The organism is Pseudomonas serbiensis (assembly GCF_030580745.1).
Lineage (GTDB): Bacteria > Pseudomonadota > Gammaproteobacteria > Pseudomonadales > Pseudomonadaceae > Aquipseudomonas > Aquipseudomonas serbiensis.
On the sequence record NZ_JAUQOO010000023.1, the window covers coordinates 19,520 to 39,915 of the forward strand.

The 20,396-nt window shown below is 57.8% G+C and carries 19 protein-coding genes; 15 read left to right on the forward strand and 4 right to left on the reverse strand.

What is annotated here, in order from left to right:
- The first annotated feature begins 42 nt into the window (after positions 1 to 42).
- From Q6A51_RS23485 to ssuE, 4 genes are all read left to right on the forward strand, one after another.
- Positions 43 to 1,269: a glycosyltransferase family 4 protein gene (locus Q6A51_RS23485; RefSeq protein ID WP_304575846.1), complete on the forward strand. Its 1,227-nt coding sequence runs from the start codon at positions 43 to 45 to the stop codon at positions 1,267 to 1,269.
- Between the two features lie 13 nt (positions 1,270 to 1,282).
- Entirely contained in the window at positions 1,283 to 2,695 is a 1,413-nt protein-coding gene (locus tag Q6A51_RS23490; protein WP_201020455.1) for an undecaprenyl-phosphate glucose phosphotransferase, read from the forward strand.
- A 164-nt stretch (positions 2,696 to 2,859) separates the two neighbouring features.
- Positions 2,860 to 3,948 carry a polysaccharide biosynthesis/export family protein gene (locus Q6A51_RS23495; protein ID WP_201006642.1) on the forward strand — a complete coding sequence of 363 codons (1,089 nt, stop codon included), beginning with the start codon at positions 2,860 to 2,862 and terminating at the stop codon, positions 3,946 to 3,948.
- A 230-nt stretch (positions 3,949 to 4,178) separates the two neighbouring features.
- Positions 4,179 to 4,760, forward strand: coding sequence for an NADPH-dependent FMN reductase (gene ssuE, locus Q6A51_RS23500; protein ID WP_025259442.1), 582 nt, complete (start codon positions 4,179 to 4,181; stop codon positions 4,758 to 4,760).
- Positions 4,761 to 4,882: 122 nt separating this feature from the next.
- Here ssuE and Q6A51_RS23505 read toward each other — a convergent pair whose 3' ends face one another.
- From Q6A51_RS23505 to Q6A51_RS23515, 3 genes are all read right to left on the reverse strand, one after another.
- Positions 4,883 to 5,491 (reverse strand): LysE family translocator, encoded by a 609-nt coding sequence (locus Q6A51_RS23505; protein ID WP_201020456.1) that lies wholly within the window; start codon positions 5,489 to 5,491, stop codon positions 4,883 to 4,885.
- Between the two features lie 135 nt (positions 5,492 to 5,626).
- The gene (locus Q6A51_RS23510; RefSeq protein WP_201020457.1) at positions 5,627 to 5,908 is read right to left on the reverse strand and encodes a hypothetical protein; all 282 of its coding nucleotides are present in this window, start codon (positions 5,906 to 5,908) and stop codon (positions 5,627 to 5,629) included.
- A gap of 68 nt (positions 5,909 to 5,976) precedes the next feature.
- Positions 5,977 to 6,885, reverse strand: coding sequence for a LysR family transcriptional regulator (locus Q6A51_RS23515; RefSeq protein ID WP_201020458.1), 909 nt, complete (start codon positions 6,883 to 6,885; stop codon positions 5,977 to 5,979).
- A 115-nt stretch (positions 6,886 to 7,000) separates the two neighbouring features.
- Between Q6A51_RS23515 and Q6A51_RS23520 the strand changes: the two genes are divergently transcribed.
- The 8 genes from Q6A51_RS23520 (at position 7,001) to ribD (ending at position 14,731) form a co-directional block, all read left to right on the forward strand.
- Positions 7,001 to 7,702 (forward strand): CoA transferase subunit A, encoded by a 702-nt coding sequence (locus tag Q6A51_RS23520; RefSeq protein ID WP_201006648.1) that lies wholly within the window; start codon positions 7,001 to 7,003, stop codon positions 7,700 to 7,702.
- A 66-nt stretch (positions 7,703 to 7,768) separates the two neighbouring features.
- The gene (locus tag Q6A51_RS23525) at positions 7,769 to 8,425 is read left to right on the forward strand and encodes a CoA transferase subunit B (RefSeq protein ID WP_304575847.1); all 657 of its coding nucleotides are present in this window, start codon (positions 7,769 to 7,771) and stop codon (positions 8,423 to 8,425) included.
- 424 nt (positions 8,426 to 8,849) lie between these two features.
- Positions 8,850 to 9,296 carry a DMT family transporter gene (locus Q6A51_RS23530; protein ID WP_201006650.1) on the forward strand — a complete coding sequence of 149 codons (447 nt, stop codon included), beginning with the start codon at positions 8,850 to 8,852 and terminating at the stop codon, positions 9,294 to 9,296.
- A gap of 41 nt (positions 9,297 to 9,337) precedes the next feature.
- The gene (locus Q6A51_RS23535) at positions 9,338 to 10,084 is read left to right on the forward strand and encodes a class I SAM-dependent methyltransferase (RefSeq protein ID WP_304575848.1); all 747 of its coding nucleotides are present in this window, start codon (positions 9,338 to 9,340) and stop codon (positions 10,082 to 10,084) included.
- A gap of 69 nt (positions 10,085 to 10,153) precedes the next feature.
- Positions 10,154 to 11,170, forward strand: a complete 1,017-nt coding sequence (locus Q6A51_RS23540; RefSeq protein ID WP_304575849.1) for a formylglycine-generating enzyme family protein — start codon at positions 10,154 to 10,156, stop codon at positions 11,168 to 11,170.
- Between the two features lie 63 nt (positions 11,171 to 11,233).
- A complete protein-coding gene (locus Q6A51_RS23545) occupies positions 11,234 to 11,833 on the forward strand; it encodes a GTP cyclohydrolase II (protein ID WP_201006655.1) in 600 nt (199 codons plus the stop codon).
- Positions 11,834 to 11,921: 88 nt separating this feature from the next.
- Complete coding sequence (locus tag Q6A51_RS23550) at positions 11,922 to 13,622, forward strand: WD40 repeat domain-containing protein (protein WP_304575850.1); 1,701 nt, start codon at positions 11,922 to 11,924, stop codon at positions 13,620 to 13,622.
- Positions 13,619 to 14,731 carry a bifunctional diaminohydroxyphosphoribosylaminopyrimidine deaminase/5-amino-6-(5-phosphoribosylamino)uracil reductase RibD gene (gene ribD / locus Q6A51_RS23555; protein ID WP_201020462.1) on the forward strand — a complete coding sequence of 371 codons (1,113 nt, stop codon included), beginning with the start codon at positions 13,619 to 13,621 and terminating at the stop codon, positions 14,729 to 14,731. Before Q6A51_RS23550 ends, ribD begins: the two co-directional genes overlap by 4 nt.
- Here the strand turns inward: ribD and Q6A51_RS23560 are convergent.
- On the reverse strand, positions 14,710 to 15,633 hold the full coding sequence (locus Q6A51_RS23560) for a LysR family transcriptional regulator (RefSeq protein WP_304575851.1): 924 nt from the start codon (positions 15,631 to 15,633) through the stop codon (positions 14,710 to 14,712). The two genes, ribD and Q6A51_RS23560, sit on opposite strands and share 22 nt — an antisense overlap.
- A gap of 60 nt (positions 15,634 to 15,693) precedes the next feature.
- On the opposite strand from Q6A51_RS23560, the gene Q6A51_RS23565 reads away from it, so the two are divergent.
- Genes Q6A51_RS23565 through Q6A51_RS23575 form a run of 3 tightly spaced genes read left to right on the forward strand, consistent with a single transcriptional unit; the run spans position 15,694 to position 20,367 of the window.
- Positions 15,694 to 16,107 (forward strand): VOC family protein, encoded by a 414-nt coding sequence (locus tag Q6A51_RS23565; RefSeq protein WP_201020464.1) that lies wholly within the window; start codon positions 15,694 to 15,696, stop codon positions 16,105 to 16,107.
- Between the two features lie 22 nt (positions 16,108 to 16,129).
- A complete protein-coding gene (locus Q6A51_RS23570; RefSeq protein WP_304575852.1) occupies positions 16,130 to 17,272 on the forward strand; it encodes an efflux RND transporter periplasmic adaptor subunit in 1,143 nt (380 codons plus the stop codon).
- The gene (locus tag Q6A51_RS23575; RefSeq protein WP_304575853.1) at positions 17,269 to 20,367 is read left to right on the forward strand and encodes a MexW/MexI family multidrug efflux RND transporter permease subunit; all 3,099 of its coding nucleotides are present in this window, start codon (positions 17,269 to 17,271) and stop codon (positions 20,365 to 20,367) included. Before Q6A51_RS23570 ends, Q6A51_RS23575 begins: the two co-directional genes overlap by 4 nt.
- The last annotated feature ends 29 nt before the right edge of the window (positions 20,368 to 20,396 follow it).

Below are 20,396 nucleotides of genomic sequence, written 5' to 3' on the forward strand. Positions count from 1 at the left end.
CCTGCGCCTGAAGTAGAGCGAGCTACAGAGCAAGGAATCTCCATGAGAATTGCTATCGTCCACGACTGGCTGGTGACTTATGCCGGTGCCGAGCGCGTGCTGGCTTCACTGATAAACATCTGGCCAGAAGCCGACCTGTTTGCGGTCATCGACTTTCTCAGCGACGAAGACCGCGCCCATCTGGGCGGCAAGGTCGCCAGGACCACCTTTATCCAGAATCTGCCAGGAGCCAGAACCCGATATCAGCGCTATCTGCCATTGATGCCGCTGGCCATCGAGCAACTGGATCTGTCGGAGTATGACTTGATCATCAGCAGCAGCCATGCCGTGGCCAAGGGTGTGCTCACCGGACCGGACCAGTTGCACGTCAGCTATATCCACTCGCCGATTCGCTATGCCTGGGACCTGCAGCATCAATACCTGCGCGAATCGGGCCTGAACAAGGGCCTCAAGGGCAAACTGGCGCGCCTGGTGCTGCACTACATACGTATGTGGGATCAACGCACTTCAACCGGCGTCGATGATTTCATCGCCAACTCCCGCTTCATTGGCGCCAGGATCCGCAAGGCGTACCGCCGTGAATCCACCGTGATCTACCCGCCAGTGGACACACAGAATTTCACCTTTCAGGAAGGTACTCGACAGAACTATTACTTCACCGCCTCACGCATGGTGCCCTACAAGCGTTTGCCGATGATCATCGAAGCCTTTGCCGCCATGCCGGACAAGCAACTGGTGGTGGTGGGCGATGGCCCGGACATGGCCAAGGCCCAGGCCATCGCCAGCAAGGCACCCAACGTCCGGCTGCTGGGTTTCCAGCCAGCGGCCGTACTGCTTGAACACATGCGCGCTGCAAAGGCTTTCGTGTTCGCGGCCGAAGAGGATTTCGGCATCAGCCCGGTGGAGGCTCAGGCCTGCGGCACACCGGTGATTGCCTTCGGCAAGGGCGGCGTGCTGGAAACCGTCCACGGGCTGGACCAACCTCACCCCACCGGCGTGCTCTATCGGCAGCAGAACGTGGCATCGCTGATCGCCGCCGTGGCCGAATTCGAGTCCGCGCAATCGCTCATCAGTGCCCAGGCCTGCCGTGCCAACGCCGAGCGCTTCTCGGTCCGGCGTTTTGAACAGGAAATGCTGTCGTTCGTCGAGAGCCGCCTGAGCGCCACGCAGTTGACCCAACTGCCGACCCGGCACTGGCTGAATCCGAACAGTGCGAGCCTGATCAACAGCGAAGTGTCGCCCCGAGTCGTTCCAGCCGAATCCGTTTGAGCGAGCCCACTAAATGCGCACCCCAGTCCGCGGCATCCTGCATGCCCACCAATCAGCCTTGTCAGTGGCTCATCGTCTGCTGGATCTGACAATCATTGTGCTGATCGGCTATTGGCAGAGTCAGCAACAACCGGCCGCCAGCAGCGCCGAAGTCTGGTTCCAGATCATCCTGGCCGTGCTGGTTTTCCATTGGCTGAGCGAGTTTCACCAACTCTATGGATCATGGCGCGGCGAACGCATCCTGCGGGAGCTGGCCAAGGTCTTCAATTACTGGGCACTGACGTTCGTTATTCTGCTGTCCGTAGACTATTTGCTGCTCAGCAGTTTCCGGATGCCCGATAACAGCCACATGACCTGGTTCGCGCTGGTATTGGCAGCCTTGTGCGGTTACAGGCTGCTGATTCGCAGGGTCCTGCACGGTTTGCGGCGTCACGGTTTCAATACCCGGCGCGTAGCGATTGTAGGCACCGGCCAGGTCGGAGCCCGTCTGGCACAGTCCATTTCCAGCGCGCCGTGGATGGGCCTGAATCTGCTGGGCTTCTACGACTCGCAACCCCGCCAGATGGAACTCAACAACAACGATCATCATGTACCGGTGCTGGGCAATCTCGAACAACTGGTCGACGACGCCCGAGAAGGCAGGATCGACAAGGTTTACATCACTCTGGCATTCAGCGGTGAGCCACACCTGCGTGAGCTGATCACAGGTTTGAGCGACACCACCGCCTCGGTGTACCTGATCCCGGATGTCTTCATGTTCGAGCTGCTGCACGCGCGCAGCGAAAGTATCAATGGCCTGGCCAGCATCAGCATTTTCGACTCGCCCATGGATGGCGCCTGGAGCCTGGTCAAACGGGCCGAGGATATTCTGCTGTCGATCCTGATTCTGCTGTTGATTGCCCTGCCCATGTTGCTGATTGCCATTGCGATCAAGCTGACGTCACCTGGCCCGATCCTGTTTCGCCAGCGGCGCTACGGCCTGGACGGGCGACCGATCATGGTCTGGAAATTTCGCAGCATGAGTGTTCAGGAAAACGGGGCAGTCGTGCGTCAGGCCACACGCAACGATGCGCGCATCACACCGCTGGGGGCTTTTCTGCGCCGGACATCCCTCGATGAACTGCCGCAGTTTCTGAATGTGCTGCGCGGCGACATGTCCATTGTCGGCCCCCGCCCCCATGCCGTCGCGCATAACGAGCAATACCGCAAGCAGGTCAGCGGCTACATGCTGCGGCACAAGGTCAAGCCGGGCATTACCGGCTGGGCACAGATCAATGGCTGGCGCGGCGAAACCGACACGCTGGACAAGATGCAGAAACGTGTCGAATTCGACCTGGAATACATCGAGCACTGGTCGGTCTGGCTGGATCTCAAAATCATCCTGTTGACCCTGTTCAAAGGCTTTCTCAACAAGAACGCCTTCTGACCGGTTCGACAGACCTTACCCCAAACGAAACGAAAGGATTCCGGGCGCCCATACCCGGAGGGAGGTATGTGCGCGCACAAGACATGAACCCGCAGAGAAATGTTGAACAGGGATGCAATGAAATCATCGTGGTGCCAGACGCACCGTCAGCAAGGAACACTCATATGAATCGAAACCTGGTTGTTGTGCTGCTCTCCAGTCTGATCTTGCAGGGATGCGTGTTTGCCCCCGGCCAACACATGACCCCGGGCGATATCACGGCGGATGACCCGAATGGCCCCAAGGCTCAATTGGTCGATATCACCCCCAAAAGCCTGCAACAACAGCAGCAACGCATAGCGTCCAATAGCGTGACGTTACCCGCCGAGCTGCTGAACTATAAAACCCCGGAATATGCGGTCGGTCCGGGCGATACCTTGCTGGTGACGGTTTTCGAGCACCCGGAACTGACCGCTCCAGGTTCACAGGACCAGCTCGACGCCAACACGCGAGAAGTGCTGAGCGACGGCACGCTGTTCTTTCCCTATGTCGGCAAGATCAGGGCCGGTGGCAAGACTGTCAGCCAGATTCGCGAACAACTGCGCATGGGGCTTGCGCCGCAATACACCGAGGTCAAGGTCGATGTGAAAGTGCTGCGCTATAACAGCCAGCGCGTACTGCTCTCGGGCTCGTTCAAGACTCCCGGCCCGCAATCGATCACCAATATTCCCTTGAGCCTGGTGCAAGCAGTCAGCACCGCCGGTATCGACCTGACCGACGCCAACCTTGCCGGGTTGACCCTCAGGCGCGATGGCCGGGACTACTTGATCGATATCGACTCGCTCAACCGCCAGGGCTCGCAACTGAGCAAGATATTCCTCAAGGATGGCGACTACCTGCACCTCAACAGCAACTCCAAAAACAAGATCTATGTGCTGGGAGAAGTGCGTAACCCGCAGGTCATTTCTTTCGGCACCACCAGCGTGACACTGCTTGAAGCCCTGGGCAGCTCCGGCGGCCTGAGCCCGGAAACCGCCAATGGCGACGCGGTCTACGTGATTCGCGGCGTCGAGAACCAGGCCAATGCGGTGTCCACGGTCTATCACCTGAAAGCTGAAAAACCCACTGCCTACCTGCTGGCTCGCCAGTTTGAACTCCAGGCTCAGGATGTGGTGTTTGTCGGGCCTGCCAATATCACGCGATGGAACCGCTTCATCAGCCAACTGCTTGGCTCGGCCAGTGTGGTACAGACAGGCGCAGCCTTCAGGAACTGAAACCCGGCCAGAAGACGTCCCTGCACCGACCCGTGCGGGGATTTTTTTTGCCCGAAGAAACTGTCTGTACAGCAACAGTGGATCAGCACTTGCCTGCTGATTCAGCATCAAAGGGCTGTACCTTTGTCATCGATATAAAAATAAATCCTTTATTTTCAACAGCTTGATAAAAATACAAGGCTGGCACACATGCTGCTTTGCAGGTATACGCTTATCGCAAGGAATTCAGCATGTTGGTCGTTTCGCTTTCAGGCAGCCCCTCCCCCAAATCCCGCTCCGGCGTCGTCCTGGCCCATGCCGGTCGTTGGCTGGAAAATCAGGGCGTCAATGTCACGACGCTTCGCATCCGTGACTTCAAGGCTGAAGACCTGCTCTTCGCCCAGTTCGACAGCCCGCAAGTCCAGGATTTCATTGAAGCCGTCCGCCAGGCCGACGGCCTGCTGATCGGTACGCCGGTCTACAAGGCCTCGTTCTCCGGCGCCCTCAAGACACTGCTGGACCTGCTGCCCGAGCGTGCTCTGCTCGGCAAAGTGGTTCTGCCATTGGCTACCGGCGGCAGCATCGCCCATATGCTGGCCGTGGATTACGCCCTCAAGCCGGTGCTTTCCGCGCTGAAATCACAGGAAGTGCTGCACGGCATCTTCGCCATCGATAGCCAGATCAGTTACAGCGATAACGAGCTGGGCGGTGAGCTGGATGAGATTCTTACCGAACGCCTGCGCGAAGGGCTGGAGCATTTCCTGCTTGGCTTGCAGCATCGGCTCCAGGCCCGCAGAAAACAGCAAGGCGGGCATTTGCAACTGGCGTTGTAAAACGGTTCTGTGTACAGACTGTGTGGGACCGAATTTATTCGGGAAGCATTTTTTCTTCAGGTAAAGATGCGGCGGGTGTACAGACCCCTTCCCGGATAAATCCGGTCCCACCTGGTCGCGAACTAATGTTCAAGCACCAACGGATACAGCGACAGCACCAGCAACGCCGCCATCACGCCATTGAAGATCCGCAGGCCCAGCGGGTTGCGCAGAACGTTGCGCAGCAAACTGCCGAACCCCGCCCAGATGCCGACGCAAGGCAGACCGATCAGTGCAAATACCGACGCGATGACCAACACGTTGATGAAATAGCCTTCCATCGGCGTATAGGTACTGATCGCACCAATGGCCATGACCCAGGCCTTGGGATTGACCCACTGGAATAACGCCGCGCCCAGAAAACTCAAGGGTTCGCCACGCTGTTCAGTGGAATCGGAGGCTGGCCCCGAGGTCGCGATTTTCCACGCCAGATAAAGCAGATAGGCCGCACCCACATAACGCAGGATGGTGTAGAGAACAGGCCAGGTCTTGAACAGGCTGCCCAGACCAAAACCCACCGCCACTATCAGCACGAAAAAGCCGATACTGATCCCCACCATATGCGGCAGAGTGCGCTTGAAACCGAAGTTCACGCCTGAAGCCATCAGCATCATGTTGTTTGGGCCGGGTGTCACAGAGGAGACAAACGCAAACAGTGCGAAAGCCAGCAGAAGATCGAAAGAGAGAAGCATCAAGCTGTCCGGGGAGTGGTGAAATCAAGCGATCACCCTAACGGAGCATCATCTGCAAACAAACGGACAGTGGGTGAAACTTTTATCGGTACAGTTTCAATAAAATTCGGTTATCGAAAAATTGTCATTCCACCTTCAGCCGCGACGGCCATCCAGCAAGGCACCACGCTCAACGCTCACTTCACCTTCTTTATCGAACTGACGGACCTGCTGAATGGCGGGATCAGCCATCAGTTGCGCTTTACGGGCCTGGTATTCGTCGAACGACAGACCACGGCGGTTCAAGTCTTCAAGTGCCAGTTGATGAGTTTCTTCGACGGTGTAAGGACGCAACTCGACGGAGTGATGAGTGGAACAGCCGCCCAACAGCACAGCACTGAAGAACACGACAAGACCAAGAGCAAAGAAATGATTCATGGGAGCCTCCAGACTGACTCGTTTTCGGGAATGAACAAAGGTTAATCCCCGGCTCCCTCAGGCAAAAATCATCCGTCGTGATAGTAGCTATCGACTTTTGCGGAATGCTGAATCAAGACCTCACGCAACGCATGGGCGGCCGCTGACAGCTTGTGATCGGCCAGCATCATCAGACCGATGCGCCGCTCGATACGCGGCTCGACCAGAGCAATGCAGCGAGCGCCCAGTTCCTGCATCTGCTCGATGCACAACGCGGGCACCGCACTGACGCCCAGCCCATTGGCGACCATTCGCCCGATGGTGGACAACTGATGGCTCTCGAAAGCGACCGAAAGCTTGCCGTGCTGCGCAGCAATCGCCTGCTCCAGCAGCAGGCGCACGGCCGAAGGTCGTTGCAGGGCGATGAAGTCCTCGCGCAGCAGCTCGCGCCAGGTCAATTGCTTGCGCTCGGCCAGCGGCGAATCGGCTGCAACCACGGCGACAAAACGATCCATATAGAACGGCGTGAATACCAGCGAATTGCTCGACTCGGGCTCGAAACCGATGCCCAGCTCGACCCGACGATGGCGCACCATTTCCACCACCTGCTCGTTGATCACGTCATGCACTGCCACGTTGACCCGCGGATAGCGCCCGCGAAACACCTTCAACGCGCCCGGCAACAGATTGCCCGCGAACGCTGGCATCGCCGCCACCGACACTTTGCCCATCTGCAACGTGAAACGCTGACGCAGCAGCTCTTCGGTGTTGTCCCAGTCAGCCAGCAACTGACGCGCCAGTGGCAGCAGGGTTTCGCCTTCCGGGGTCAGGCTGACCGTGCGCGTGGTGCGCGTGAGCAGTTGCCCGCCCAGATCATCTTCCAGGCTCTTGATGGTCAGGCTCAAGGCCGGCTGCGACAGATGCAGTCGCTCTCCGGCCTGGGCAAAGCTCAGGCATTGGGCAACTGCCAGAAACGCCCGAAGCTGTTTGACGTTCATATATTTGCTTTTATTATCAATTGATCAGAAAAACAAAATTAACAAATCACTGACCGGGAGAGAAGATGCACTCACAACGGCCCCCTGTCGATGAACAATAAAAAGGCGGATCATCATGGCTGGACTCGATAAACGTGTCGCGACCTACGAAGAGGCCCTTGCCGGCCTGACCGATAACATGACGGTGCTGTGCGGCGGCTTCGGCCTGTGCGGTATCCCTGAAAACCTCATTGCGCAGATCAAGCGCATGGGCATCAAAGGCCTGACGGTGGTTTCCAACAACTGCGGTGTCGATGGTTTCGGCCTCGGCATCCTGCTGGAGGATCACCAGATCCGCAAAATGATCTCCTCCTATGTCGGTGAAAACGCGCTCTTCGAGCGGCAGTTGCTCAGCGGTGAGCTGGAAGTCGAACTCACTCCCCAAGGCACCCTGGCAGAAAAACTCCGTGCAGGCGGCGCTGGCATCCCGGCCTTCTACACCGCCACCGGTTACGGCACGCCCGTTGCCGAAGGCAAGGAAACCCGCCAGTTCAACGGGCGCAATGTGATTCTGGAAGAAGCCATCACCGGCGACTTCGCCCTTGTCAGGGGCTGGAAAGCCGACCACTTCGGCAACGTGATCTATCGCCATACCGCGCAGAACTTCAATCCGGTGGTTGCCACGGCAGGCCGGATCACCGTGGTCGAAGTCGAGGAAATCGTCGAGCCGGGCGTGCTGCTACCCACACAGATCCACACGCCCGGCATTTATGTCGACCGCGTGATTCAGGGCACCTTCGAGAAACGCATCGAACAGCGCACCGTCAGGAAGTCCTGAGCAAATCGTATTCCCGGGCGTTTCCTCAGGCAGGAAGCGGCGTACAACAAAAAGAGATTTCAGACCATGGCACTTTCCCGCGAACAAATGGCTCAACGTGTCGCCCGTGAACTGAAAGACGGTTACTACGTCAATCTGGGCATCGGCATTCCGACGCTGGTCGCCAACTACGTCCCGAACGATATCGATGTGATGCTGCAATCGGAAAACGGCCTGCTGGGCATGGGCGAGTTTCCCACTGAAGAAACCATCGATGCCGACATGATCAACGCAGGCAAGCAAACAGTGACAGCGCGCATCGGCGCTTCGATTTTCTCCTCGGCCGAATCCTTCGCCATGATCCGTGGCGGTCATGTGGACCTGACGGTGCTGGGCGCTTTTGAAGTGGATGTCGAAGGCAACATCGCTTCATGGATGATCCCCGGCAAGCTGGTCAAGGGCATGGGTGGCGCGATGGATCTGGTGGCGGGCGCCGAGAACATCATCGTCACCATGACCCATGCCTCCAAGGACGGCGAATCCAAGCTGCTGCCGCGTTGCAGCCTGCCACTGACCGGTGCCGGTTGTATCCGGCGGGTGCTGACCGACCTTGCGTATCTGGAAATCGAGAACGGTGCCTTCATCCTGCGCGAACGTGCGCCAGGAGTCAGCGTGGAAGAGATCGTTGCCAAGACGGCCGGCAAGCTGATAGTGCCGGATGATGTGATCGAAATGACATTCTGAAAGCCTTGGTTCACGCCACACGACCACGACAAACAGACCCGACTCCTTATACCGCAGGCCGCTCTCTTACAGCGGCCTGCTGCATTATTGCCTGGCAATACATGCAACTTAGTTAGTAGCACATTGCTACTGATGTCATTTCTATCCCCTCATTGAAAATACTTGTCTAAAGTGTCATGACCGGAGCGCGAAAACATCGCCAGAGGCCTGACCATGTCGGCTTTCAGAACAACGGACTTGTATCTCCTGCTCCTCTGCTACATCGCAAGCTCACCGAAAAACATTGTTGCCGGCCCTGTTTGTTGAGTTTGAATACCAGACCGGTAAAGACTGTCATCGGTCTCACGAATACAGCCCATTACAAACAAGAATTGGCTTATCCCCATCCATAAAAGTAAAACTGACCAGAAGAGGAACCCACTTGATGAATGTATTAACCGCTATTGCTCTGAGTCTGGCCGCTGGTTTTGCAGTTCCCTTGCAGGCGGGCACCAATGCCAGGTTGGGCACATTACTGGGACACCCCTTATGGGCTACGACTGTTTCGCTTTTGGTCAGCTTGATTGCGGTCTTCGCCGCCCTGTTGATATTCAAAGTTGAAAAGCCGAGCACTACGGCTTTACAAAGTGCTCCCTGGTGGGCCTGGTTAGGTGGCGTGGCCGGTGTTTTCTACATCACCATCGCACTGCTGATGGCACCTCGACTGGGAACTTTAAACTTCATGATGGCGGTTATTATCGGGCAGCTTGTGATTTCGTTATTGATTGATTACTTCGGTCTGGTCGGCCTCCCCCGCAGACCGGTCAACATTCAGAAGTTGTTCGGTGTTTTCATTGTCATTATCGGCTTCTTGATTACCACACGCAGTTAATCCGAGGCCCAGGATTTTCACCACATAAAAGGAAGTTAACAATGGCCGGTCAATCCGCAGCATACGATTCAATTGGCGAACGCTTCGAAGCGTTTACAGACAGCGCATCACAGCGTTCCGTCGAGACCCAGACGTTCTTTCACATGATGGGTGATGTGAAAGGCAAGTCCGTACTGGATCTGGCCTGTGGCTTCGGCTTTTTTGGCCGGGAGCTGTATCGCCAGGGAGCCAGCAAGGTAGTGGGAGTCGATATTTCCTCCTCGATGATCGAACTGGCCCGCAAGGAATCCGAACGTAACAATGAGGCCATCGAATACATGGTTTCCAATGTTGCGGACATGGGGACATTGCCACAAGCCCCCTTTGACCGGGTGAGCGCGGCCTGGCTGTTCAACTATGCGCAATCGGTCGACGAACTGGAAAAAATGTTTGCGGTGGTGGCAAAGAACCTCAAGCCCGGTGGCAGGCTGATTGCCTATACCGTTGATCCTGGCTTTCAACTGGCACAGGGGAACTTCACCAAATACGGCGTCCATGTGCTCAACGAGCAGCCTCACAAGGGCGGCTTCCGTTGTGACGCAGAGTTCGTAACCCAGCCACCCAGCGCATTCACCTTCTACCGCTGGAGCCGCGAAGCTTACGAAACCGCACTGTCCAAGGCCGGTTTTTCCACCTTCGAGTGGCAGAAGCCGATCATCTCAAAAGCCAATCGTGACAAATTCCCCGCCGGTTACTGGGATGACTTCGAGCGCAACTGCCTGCAGACCGGTCTGGTCTGTACACGCTAGCGATCCGACTCGCAGCCCCTCAGACGGGGCTGGCGATACTCCGTGATTCCCGCAGGAGGCACGTCTCAAATGGCGACAAATCATTCATTCACCCACTGGCCAGTCTTTGAAGGGCCGCTTACCCCTCAGATGACCGACAGGTATCTGATGGGGCTGCCCGAGCACTTTCAGCAGCCCCGGAACCTGTCGCTGCCTTTGGCGACCTGGAAACTACTGGCTCAGGAGCCCACGGAGCGGCTGATCGAGCGCCTTGAGGATCCCGAAGCCACGCTGCAGGTCCGACTGGCAGCTGGCAAGTTGCTCGCGCAGACCGTGGACACGCGCATCAACGTATTCGACCCGCAGATGATTGATATCAGGGGCGGTAAGGTGTCGACAGGGCTGGCAGCCGATGAGGTCGATTCGGTCATGAAGGAAATGAGCGGGCTTGGGCTTGATCGTTCCTGGATCGAAAAGGAAGTGCCCCGTCACGCGGTGACACTCCAGCCTTACCGTATCGCAAAGTTTCCGGTCACCAATCTGGAATACCGGGCGTTTCTGGAAGACTCGATGCAACCCAGGATCCCGGATAACTGGCCTTTCGGGCAGTTTCCAACGGATCGGGCCAATCATCCGGTATTCGGCTTGACCGTCGAGGATGTCGAGGCCTACATCGACTGGCTCAACAGCCGTACCGGGCGTCAATTCCGCCTGCCACTGGAAGCGGAATGGGAATACGCCGCGGCCGGCCCCGGGAATCTGGTCTTTCCGTGGGGCAACAGCTTCCTGCCCGACCATTGCAATACGGCAGAGCTGGGGCTGTTCACTACATCCCCCATCGGCGCATTCAGCCGGGGTGCCTCCGCATTCGGCTGCATGGACATGGCGGGTAATGTCGAGGAATACGTCGCCGACGATTACGCCCCCTACCCTGGCGGTCAGGCAATCGAAGACGATCTGGTTACCGTTGTGGGTACCCATCGCGTCGCCCGGGGCGGGAGCTTCACCCGCTTCAGAGATCTGGCACGCAATTGCCGACGCCACGGCAAATACCCTCGAGCCATCTATGTCATGGGGTTTCGCCTTGCAGAAACACCCTCGGTGTGAATCATTGCCCCAGTGTCCTCCTATAAAAACAAATAGCCTCATCACTCAGTAAGAAGGTTAATCATGAAAACTGTCAAAGTGCGTAATAAAGTTGATATTCCTCTCAATGAAGGTCAATGCCCTGGCACGTTTTTCACCTTTAGCGGCCTTGACCCCAAACATGAACATATTTTGATAAAGCTGGGGCCCGATCGACCGGAAAGTCCACTGGTACGTATCCACTCCGAATGCCTGACGGGGGATGTCTTCAGTTCCCAGCGCTGCGATTGCGGGCCTCAATTGACCGAGTCCATCAATCGCATGCATAAAGAAGGCGGCTATCTTATTTACTTGCGTCAGGAAGGCCGCGGCATCGGCTTGTATGCCAAACTTGAAGCCTATCGACTTCAAGACACGGGCCTGGATACATTTGAAGCCAATACGCACCTCAGTTTCCCGGAAGATGATCGGGACTTTTCTCTGGCAGCCAGCATGTTGAAAGCCGTGGGTATTACTGATTGCCGTATTATCACCAACAACCCCGAAAAAGTGTCGGCTCTGGAATCAAACGGCATACATGTTTCAGACGTCATTCCGACCGGCGTATTCATCACCGAACATAACCGAAACTATCTACAAGCCAAGATCGACAAGAAACAACACCGTATCGCCATTAGCAACTGACTGACTCTTTCTTACCGTCTGCCTTATACACAGGCCGACAGCGGCTGACTGAAATTCGAGTTTCCTACTTATCTAAAGGATATAGATCATGCGCCATTTCGGACCTATCAGCGGTATCAACGCTTTCAAAGATCGTTATGTAGCCACCGCGGGTTACGACAATCAGGTCATCTTGTGGGATGCCAGAACCAAAACCCCCATCCAGCGTGTGCTGCATGACCACCTGGCCAATCAATGCGCATTCAATGCCGACGGTACGTTACTGGTCAGTGCCAGCAGCGACTACACGGCGCGCGTCTGGGAAGTGCCAGGCCTGCGCCTCAAGGCCGTGTTGATCGGGCATGAAGATGACATCGAGATGGCCGCGTTCTCGCCGGATGGCCAAACCATCGCGACCAGTTCACGCGATCACACGCTGCGTCTGTTCGATCTGCAAGGGCAGACCAGACACATCCTCAAAGGCCATAGTGCCGATGTGATTTCGGTCAGTTGGTCAGCCGACGGCCGTACACTGGTTTCAAGCAGTGACGATGGCTCGATTCGCCGCTGGTGCGCACAGAGCGGTGCCCAGCTTGAACTCATCGATCTGGGCGGTGTGGAAACCGACACTGTTGCCCTGTCACGGGACGGGATCATCTTCGCGGGTGACGATGAGGGCAAGGTTTCCCTCATCGATGCAAGCGGCACTCACCTGCACCCGGCCCATGCTGCCGGAATCAAACGCATCATCTGGGATGACGAGCAGCGTCTGCTGGTCAGCCTGAGCTACGACCGCTGCGTCATACTCTGGCATCTGGATGAGCACAACCATCTGGTCAAGACTGCACAGACGTCCCTGCCCAGCATCATCTGGCCGCGCAGTTGTACGTTGCTGGGAACCGACCGCATCGCCTTCGTGACCTTTGGCTCACGGTACGCAACCTGGAACTTCAAGACACAGGTCTGGGACCTGGACGGTATCGAGCCTGCGATCAGCCTGAATGCCGTGGCTGTCGTCAACGATGACATCTACAGCATTGGCGATGCCGGCATCCTGCACATCAATGGTCAGGCCAGCACTCACGCCGGCAGCCTCTGCAACTTCCTGCTGCCCTTCGGCGAAAGCGTTCTGACAGGCGGGCAGATGGGCACCGTCTTCGACGCCCGTACCGGGGACACGCTCTATCAGCATCGCTCTCCACTCAACTGCGGCACTACGTTCGAGAAAAACGGCCAGTTGCATGCGGCTATCGGGACGTACACCGGCGAAGCGCTTGTTTTTGCGCTGGAAGCCGGCCAGCCCCGCTTCGTCACCTCGATACAACTGCATGAGAATGCCATCAAGGGTATCGCTGCCGACGAGACGTTTCTGTTCAGCGTATGCGCCACTGCCGCGGCGGCTTTTCACCGGATCAGCGACTTCGGCCTGGAGCGCTACCTGGACAAGGCTCACGCCCGTATTTCCAACGGCTGCACCCGTATTGAAGATGGTTTTGCCAGCATCGGCAGGGACCTCAAGCTGCGCCTGTGGCGCAACGGTCAGGATGAGGTCTACGACACGCCTCACCAGCACTCGATCAAGTGCATCGCCATTTCCCCTGATCACACGCAGATCGCAACAGGCAGTTACGGCGGAACAGTGGCCATTTTCGATGTCGCCAAACGTCGCTGGGTGGCTGTAGAGAAACCGACGGCCAGCGGTATCTCCTGCATTTCCCACAACATCGACGGCACAGGCTTTCTGGCCAGCGCCTATGACGGGCGTATTTACCCGATCAACGTCCACGCCGGAGCACAGGCGCAGGTATGAACCACTTCACTGAATGCGACTTCCAGCACATGCAGCATGCATTATCGCTGGCCGCACGTGGCAGTCACTCCACATGGCCCAACCCTCGGGTGGGCTGTGTGATTGCCCACGGAAACCAAGTGGTTGGCGAAGGCTGGCATCGCTGCGCTGGCGGGCCGCATGCCGAAGTCTTCGCGTTGCGCCAGGCCGGGGCACTGGCAAAAGGTGCCACGGCCTATGTGACGCTGGAGCCCTGCAGTCACGTAGGACGAACCGGCGCCTGCCACCAGGCCTTGATCGACAGTGGAATTGCCACGGTTGTCGTTGCCCATGAAGACCCTTTCGAGAAGGTCAACGGGCGCGGAATCGCGCAACTCCGTGAAGCCGGTATCGAGGTCAAGGTGGGGTTGTTCAGGACAGCGGCACGGGAACTCAATCGTGGTTTTCTGTCCAGTGTCGAACGACGAAGACCCTGGGTGCAGCTCAAGCTGGGCATGAGCCTGGATGGTCGCACGGCGCTGAGCAACGGTCGCTCGCAATGGATTTCCAGTCATCAGGCACGCAGCGATGTACAACTCTGGAGGGCGTCCAGTGCAGCTATCGTGACCGGCAGTGGCACTGTACTGGCTGATGACCCGCTGCTGACCGTACGCCATCTGTCTTCACCGGCAGCCTTGCCTCCGGTCCGGGTCGTGCTCGACAGCAAGGCCCGGGTGCCCGGCAACGCACGAGTATTCAACAGCCTGGCGCCCAGCCTGCATGTGGTCGGACTGGACGCTTCACCGGCTGAGTCCACAACCACGGGCAACGAAGTGTTGCGTTTGCAAAGTGACGAGAACGGAGTGGATCTTGCGCAGTTGATGCAAGTGCTCAGCGAGCGCGGCCTGCACGATGTATTCGTGGAGGCCGGCCCCACTCTGGCCGGTGCGCTGCTCAAGGCCGGCCTGGTGGACGAACTGCTGGTCTACATCGCACCACGTCTGCTGGGTGATATCGCCCGGCCGATGGTCCATCTACCGGAGTTGACCAGCCTTCATGACAGTCTGAATTTCAGTCTGTACGAAGTGACCAGCATCGGACCGGACCTGCGCTTGCGACTGCGCCCGGATCAGAACGAGACAGTGCGATGAGCGGCCGCCTGTGCGACCTGCTCACGTAGCCATTGATGCGCAGGGTCTTCGTTGAACCGGTGATGCCAGATCTGTACGAACGGAAACGGCGGAATGGTCAATGGAGGTGTGAGTTGTATGAGCGAATCGTCAAGAAGTGCCTCATCCAGCGTACGTGTGGCCACGGTGAGGATCAGGTCGGTATTGCTGATCATGCCTGGCGCCGTACGCCAGTGCGGCACACTGACGGCGATGCGTCGGTGCAGGCCCTGAGCACGCAACAGCGTGTCCACCTCACCCACGCTCCCATCCATGGAAACGGATATATGCGGACGCAACAGGTAGTTTTCGAGATCGAGCGTTCCACCCGGCGGCAAGGTGTTGCGGTCGAGCAGGCACGAAAAGGTTTCCTCGAAAAGCGTGGCCTGGGCGATGTCGGTCGGCAGGTTGGGAAATACGCCCAGCGCCAGATCGATCTTGCCTTGAGCGACTTGCTCAAGCATTCCGTGACGGCTGCTCTGAGTGACGAGCAGCGTTGTATTGGGCGCTTCCCGGCGAAAACGGACCAGCAATTTGGGCAAGACAATTGCCGCGCCGTAATCCGACATGGCCAGATTGAACGTGCGCCGGGACGTGGCGGGCTCAAAGGCAATCGAGCTGCCAAACAAGGCTTCGATCTGACTCAACAGATTCTTGAGAGGCGCCTGGAGGCTGATTGCCAGAGCACTCAGGAAGACCTCATTGCCCTTCCTGATCAGGATCGGATCATCAAGCAGACTGCGCAACTTGCTCAAGGAGTGACTGATGGCCGGCTGACTCAGATGCAATCGTTCGCCCGTGCGAGTGACATGCTTTTCTGTCAGAAGGGCATCGAGAATCACCAACAGATTCAAGTCGATATTACGCAATAAAACAGTAGCCATCCTTAGCCTTCCAACTTCGGGAGAGAGGGTGCTTCCTTGATTCCATAAGGAGAGCGAGATATGCCGCGACTCAACAGGATCATTGAGACCGCGCTTTATGTGAAAGATCTTACAGAAGCCAAGAATTTTTACTACAAGACCCTTGGGCTCGAAGTGATGGTGGAAAGCAACGTACTGGTTGCACTGAACGTTGGCGGGGCGAACGCCCTGCTGCTGTTCAAGCAAGGCGCCTCACTGGAGACCAAGCACCTGAGTGGCGGAGAAATCCCGCCTCATGATGCTCAGGGCCGAATCCATGTCTGCTTTGCCATCGACTCTGCGGATATGGCTCCCTGGACCGAGCGACTCACCCAGGCAGGCATTCCCATAGAAGGCCGGACCCAATGGCCAAAAGGCGGGTCGAGCATCTATTTCCGAGACCCGGACGACCATCTTGTGGAACTCCTCACGCCGGGTTGCTGGCCGATCTACTAAAAGCCATTCAAGGAAAATCCCAATGATTGATGTCGGTGCAGCGAGGCGCCACCCTCTCATTCTCCTGCTGTTCTCGGGGCTGATCATTCTGGGCGGCCTCTGGACGTTTCGCACGAGCACGGCCCAGCCAGTGGACACTGCTGCAGTGAAGCCTGTGAAGGTAGCGGTTGCCCAGGTCGACAGCGCACCGTTCACCGACTATCTGGAAGCCATCGGCGAGCTGGAGGCTTTCCAGGAAGTCAGCGTACCTGCCGAGGTTGGTGGACGTATCGTCGACCTGCCCATCCGCTCAGGGCAACAGGTCGAGCGCGGTCAGGTGCTGGTGCGTCTGAACGATGCACGCCAGCGTGCAGATCTGGTGCGCCTGCAAGGCAAGATGAAAAACAGTCAGGCACGTCTGCAACGCGCACGCCAGCTCACCTCCCTCGATGCGATGTCTCGACAGGAAGAAGGTGATGCACAAAGCGAATATCTGGCTGCAAAGGGGGCCTTGCAGGCACTCGAAGCCGAAATCGATCAGCTCACCATCAAGGCGCCCTTTGCCGGCACTCTGGGAATTCGCCAGGTGCATCTGGGCCAATATGTCACGCCAGGACAAACCCTGATCAATCTGGTGGGCAACGAGGGTTTCTACGTCAACTTCAGCGTGCCGGAACATGCCCTGCCCCACATCCAGCCCGGCCGGCCGCTGGAGGTCATACTCGACGCCCTGCCGGACCAACCGATAACGGGCATGGTCACGACACTGGACCCCATTCTTGACCCCTCGCGCATGATCAACGTTCAGGCACGCCTGCAACAGCCGCCCGAGACGGCACTGCCGCGCATGTTCGCGCGTGTGAAAGTGCCCCAGGCGCAGACCAGAGATGTGTTGACCGTACCGGAAACGGCAATCACCTATAACGCCTATGGCGAAGAGATCTATGTGCTTGAATCGGGACCGGATGCCCCGCAGGTCCCCAAAGTACGTCGGGTAGCAGTGAAGACCGGCGAACGCCGCGATGGTCGGGTCATCATCGAGCAGGGTGTGCTGCGCGATGACCGCGTGGTGGTTTCGGGGCAGTTGAAGCTCAGTGACGGTGCCGTGATCGAACCGGTGGGCAAGAGCGTGCTCGACACTTCGGCCTCGCACCGGCATGACACCTTCAAGGGAGCTGAGCTGTGAAGTTCACGGATGTCTTTGTCAAACGCCCAGTGCTTGCACTGGTGGTCAGCCTGTTGATCGTACTGGCCGGGCTCAAGGCCTATCAGGACTTGACGGTTCGTCAGTATCCGCTTCTGGAAAGCTCGACCATCAGCGTGAGCACCGAGTACCCCGGCGCACCGGCCGAACTGATGCAGGGGTTCGTGACCCAGCCTCTGAACCAGTCCCTGGCCTCGGTCCAGGGCGTTGACTACGTCAGTTCGTCATCGGTGCAGGGACGCAGCCTCATCACCTTGCGTCTGGGGCTGAACCAGGACTCAGGCAAGACCTTGAGCGAGGTGATCGCCAAGGTCAATCAGGTCAAGTATCGCTTGCCCGAACAAGCCTATGACCCGGTCATCGAACGTTCCGCCGGGGATGCCACAGCCGTGGCCTACGTAGGCTTTTCAAGCGACCGCATGAGCGTGCCCGCGTTGAGCGATTACCTTGACCGGGTTGTTCAGCCACTGTTTTCCGGCATTGACGGCGTGGCCAAAGTCCAGACATTCGGCGGCCAGCGCCTGGCCATGCGGCTCTGGCTGGACCCCGTACGACTGGCTGGCCACGGCATCAGCGCCGAAGATGTCGAGCGGGCGATCAAGGCCAATAACTTCCAGGCAGCGCCAGGCCAGATAAAAGGCCAGTACGTTGTCAGCTCGATTCAGGTCAACACTGACCTGAGCAGCCTGAAAGACTTTCGCGACATGGTCATCAGCAATCATGCAGACCGTTTATTGCGCCTGCGCGATGTGGGCAGCGTAGAGCTGGGGTCGGCAGCCTACGAAACCAGCGCTCTGATGGACGGCAAACCCGCCGTGCATCTTGGCCTTTATGCGACACCGGACGGGAACCCGCTGTCGATAGTTGCAGCCATCAGGCAACTGCTGCCCGAAATCGAAAAGACTTTGCCACCGGGAGTGCAGGTAGCCCTGGCCTTTGAAACCGCAAATTTCATCCACGCCTCTATCGTCGAAGTGATCGAAACACTTATCGAGGCCACGCTGATCGTGGTGCTGATCATTTATCTGTGCCTTGGGTCGGTACGCAGCGTACTGATCCCCATTATCAGCATCCCGCTGTCAATGCTCGGTGCGCTGGGACTCATGGCGCTGTTCGGGTTCAGTATCAACCTGCTGACCCTGCTTGCCATGGTGCTGGCAATCGGGCTGGTAGTGGACGACGCCATTGTGGTCATGGAAAACATTCACCGCCACATCCGCGAAGGCCGCACGCCCTGGGAGGCTGCGCTGGTGGGCGCACGGGAAATCGCCTCTGCAGTCATTGCCATGACCATTACCCTGGCGGCCGTCTACATGCCGATCGGGTTGATGGCGGGCCTCACAGGCGCACTGTTCAAGGAGTTCGCCTTGACGCTTGCCGGCTCGGTGCTGGTGTCCGGAGTCATTGCGCTGACCCTGACTCCCGTCCTTTGCACCCGGCTATTGCCATCCGGACAGAACGAAACGCGCATGAGTCAGCGCGCCGAGGCTTTTTTCAGGCATCTGTCCCGACGTTACCAACGGGCACTGATCACCTCGCTTCGCCTGCGTGGCATCGTTCTGGCCTTTGCAGCGCTGGTCCTGGTCAGCCTGCCCTGGCTGTATGGCATGGCCGCCAAAGAGCTGGCCCCCAACGAGGATCAGGGCAATCTGCTGCTGGCGATCAAGTCACCGCAAAACGCCAGCCTCGATTATGTGGAGCGCTATGCCTACCAGTTGAGCGACATCATGAGCCAGCTGGACGAAACATCCAGCACCTGGATCATCAACGGTACCGATGGGGTGGCAGCCAGTTTCGCCGGCGTCAACTTCGCTTCGTGGGATGAGCGCACACGCAGCGCCGTACAGATCCAGAGCGAGTTGCAGCATGCGGTGGATGCTGCCGAAGGCAATGCCGTCTTTGTATTCCAGTTGCCAGCCTTGCCGGCATCAAGCGGAGGTCTGCCCGTGCAGTGGGTCATTCGCACGACCCAGGACTATCGCGTACTGCACGAGACAATGGAGGATCTTAAACAGCGGGCGCGTGACAGCGGGCTGTTCGCGGTGGTCGACAGTGACCTTGCGTTCAATAATCCGGTAGTCCGGGTGCGCATCGACCGCAGCAAGGCCAATAGTCTGGGCATTCGCATGCAGGACATCGGTAACACCCTGATGGTGCTGATGGGCGAGAACTACACGAATCGTTTCGGGCTGCAAGGGCGTTCCTATGACGTCATCCCCCAGAGCTCGGCAGGCCAGCGCCTGACACCTCAGGCCCTCAACAATATCTACGTCAGTACCGATCAGGACCGTCAGATACCGCTTTCCAGTGTGGTCACCCTGGAACGTGACATTCAGCCCAATGCACTCAAGCAGTTCAATCAGCAGAACGCTGCGACCTTCCAGGCCATTCCGGCACCGGGCGTCAGCCTGGGACAGGCTGTGGCGTTTCTGCAGGCACAAGGCGAAAGCCTGCCGGCCGGTTTCAGTCAGGACTGGCAGGCCGATGCCAGGCAATTCATTCATGAAGGCAACTCATTGCTGATCGCCTTCCTGTTTGCCCTTGTGGTGATTTTCATGGTGCTGGCCGCTCAATACGAAAGCCTGATCGATCCGCTGATCATCCTGATCACCGTGCCGCTGTCGATCTGCGGAGCACTGATTCCACTGGCCATGGGGCTGGCAAGCGTAAACATCTATACCCAGATCGGCCTGGTCACCCTGGTGGGGTTGATCAGCAAACACGGGATTCTGATGGTGGAGTTCGCCAATGAGTTGCGGGTGCTCAGAAGTTGCACGGCGGCTACAGCGATCGTGCAGGCATCGCGCATTCGCCTAAGGCCGATCCTGATGACCACGGCGGCGATGGTCGTGGGTCTGATCCCTTTGTTGTTCGCCAGCGGAGCGGGCGCCAACAGCCGCTTTGGCCTCGGTCTGGTGATCGTTGTCGGCATGCTGGTGGGCACCCTGTTCACGCTGTTCGTGCTGCCATCCATTTACACAGTGTTGTCGCGTGTTCACACACCGCATGGCAGCCGGGATACGTTGAACACCCAAGCGGGTCCAGTCGCCAGCAAGCTGCCTCCCACGGCCCTCTGACTGGCTTGCAACACTTAACGCATGCAGAG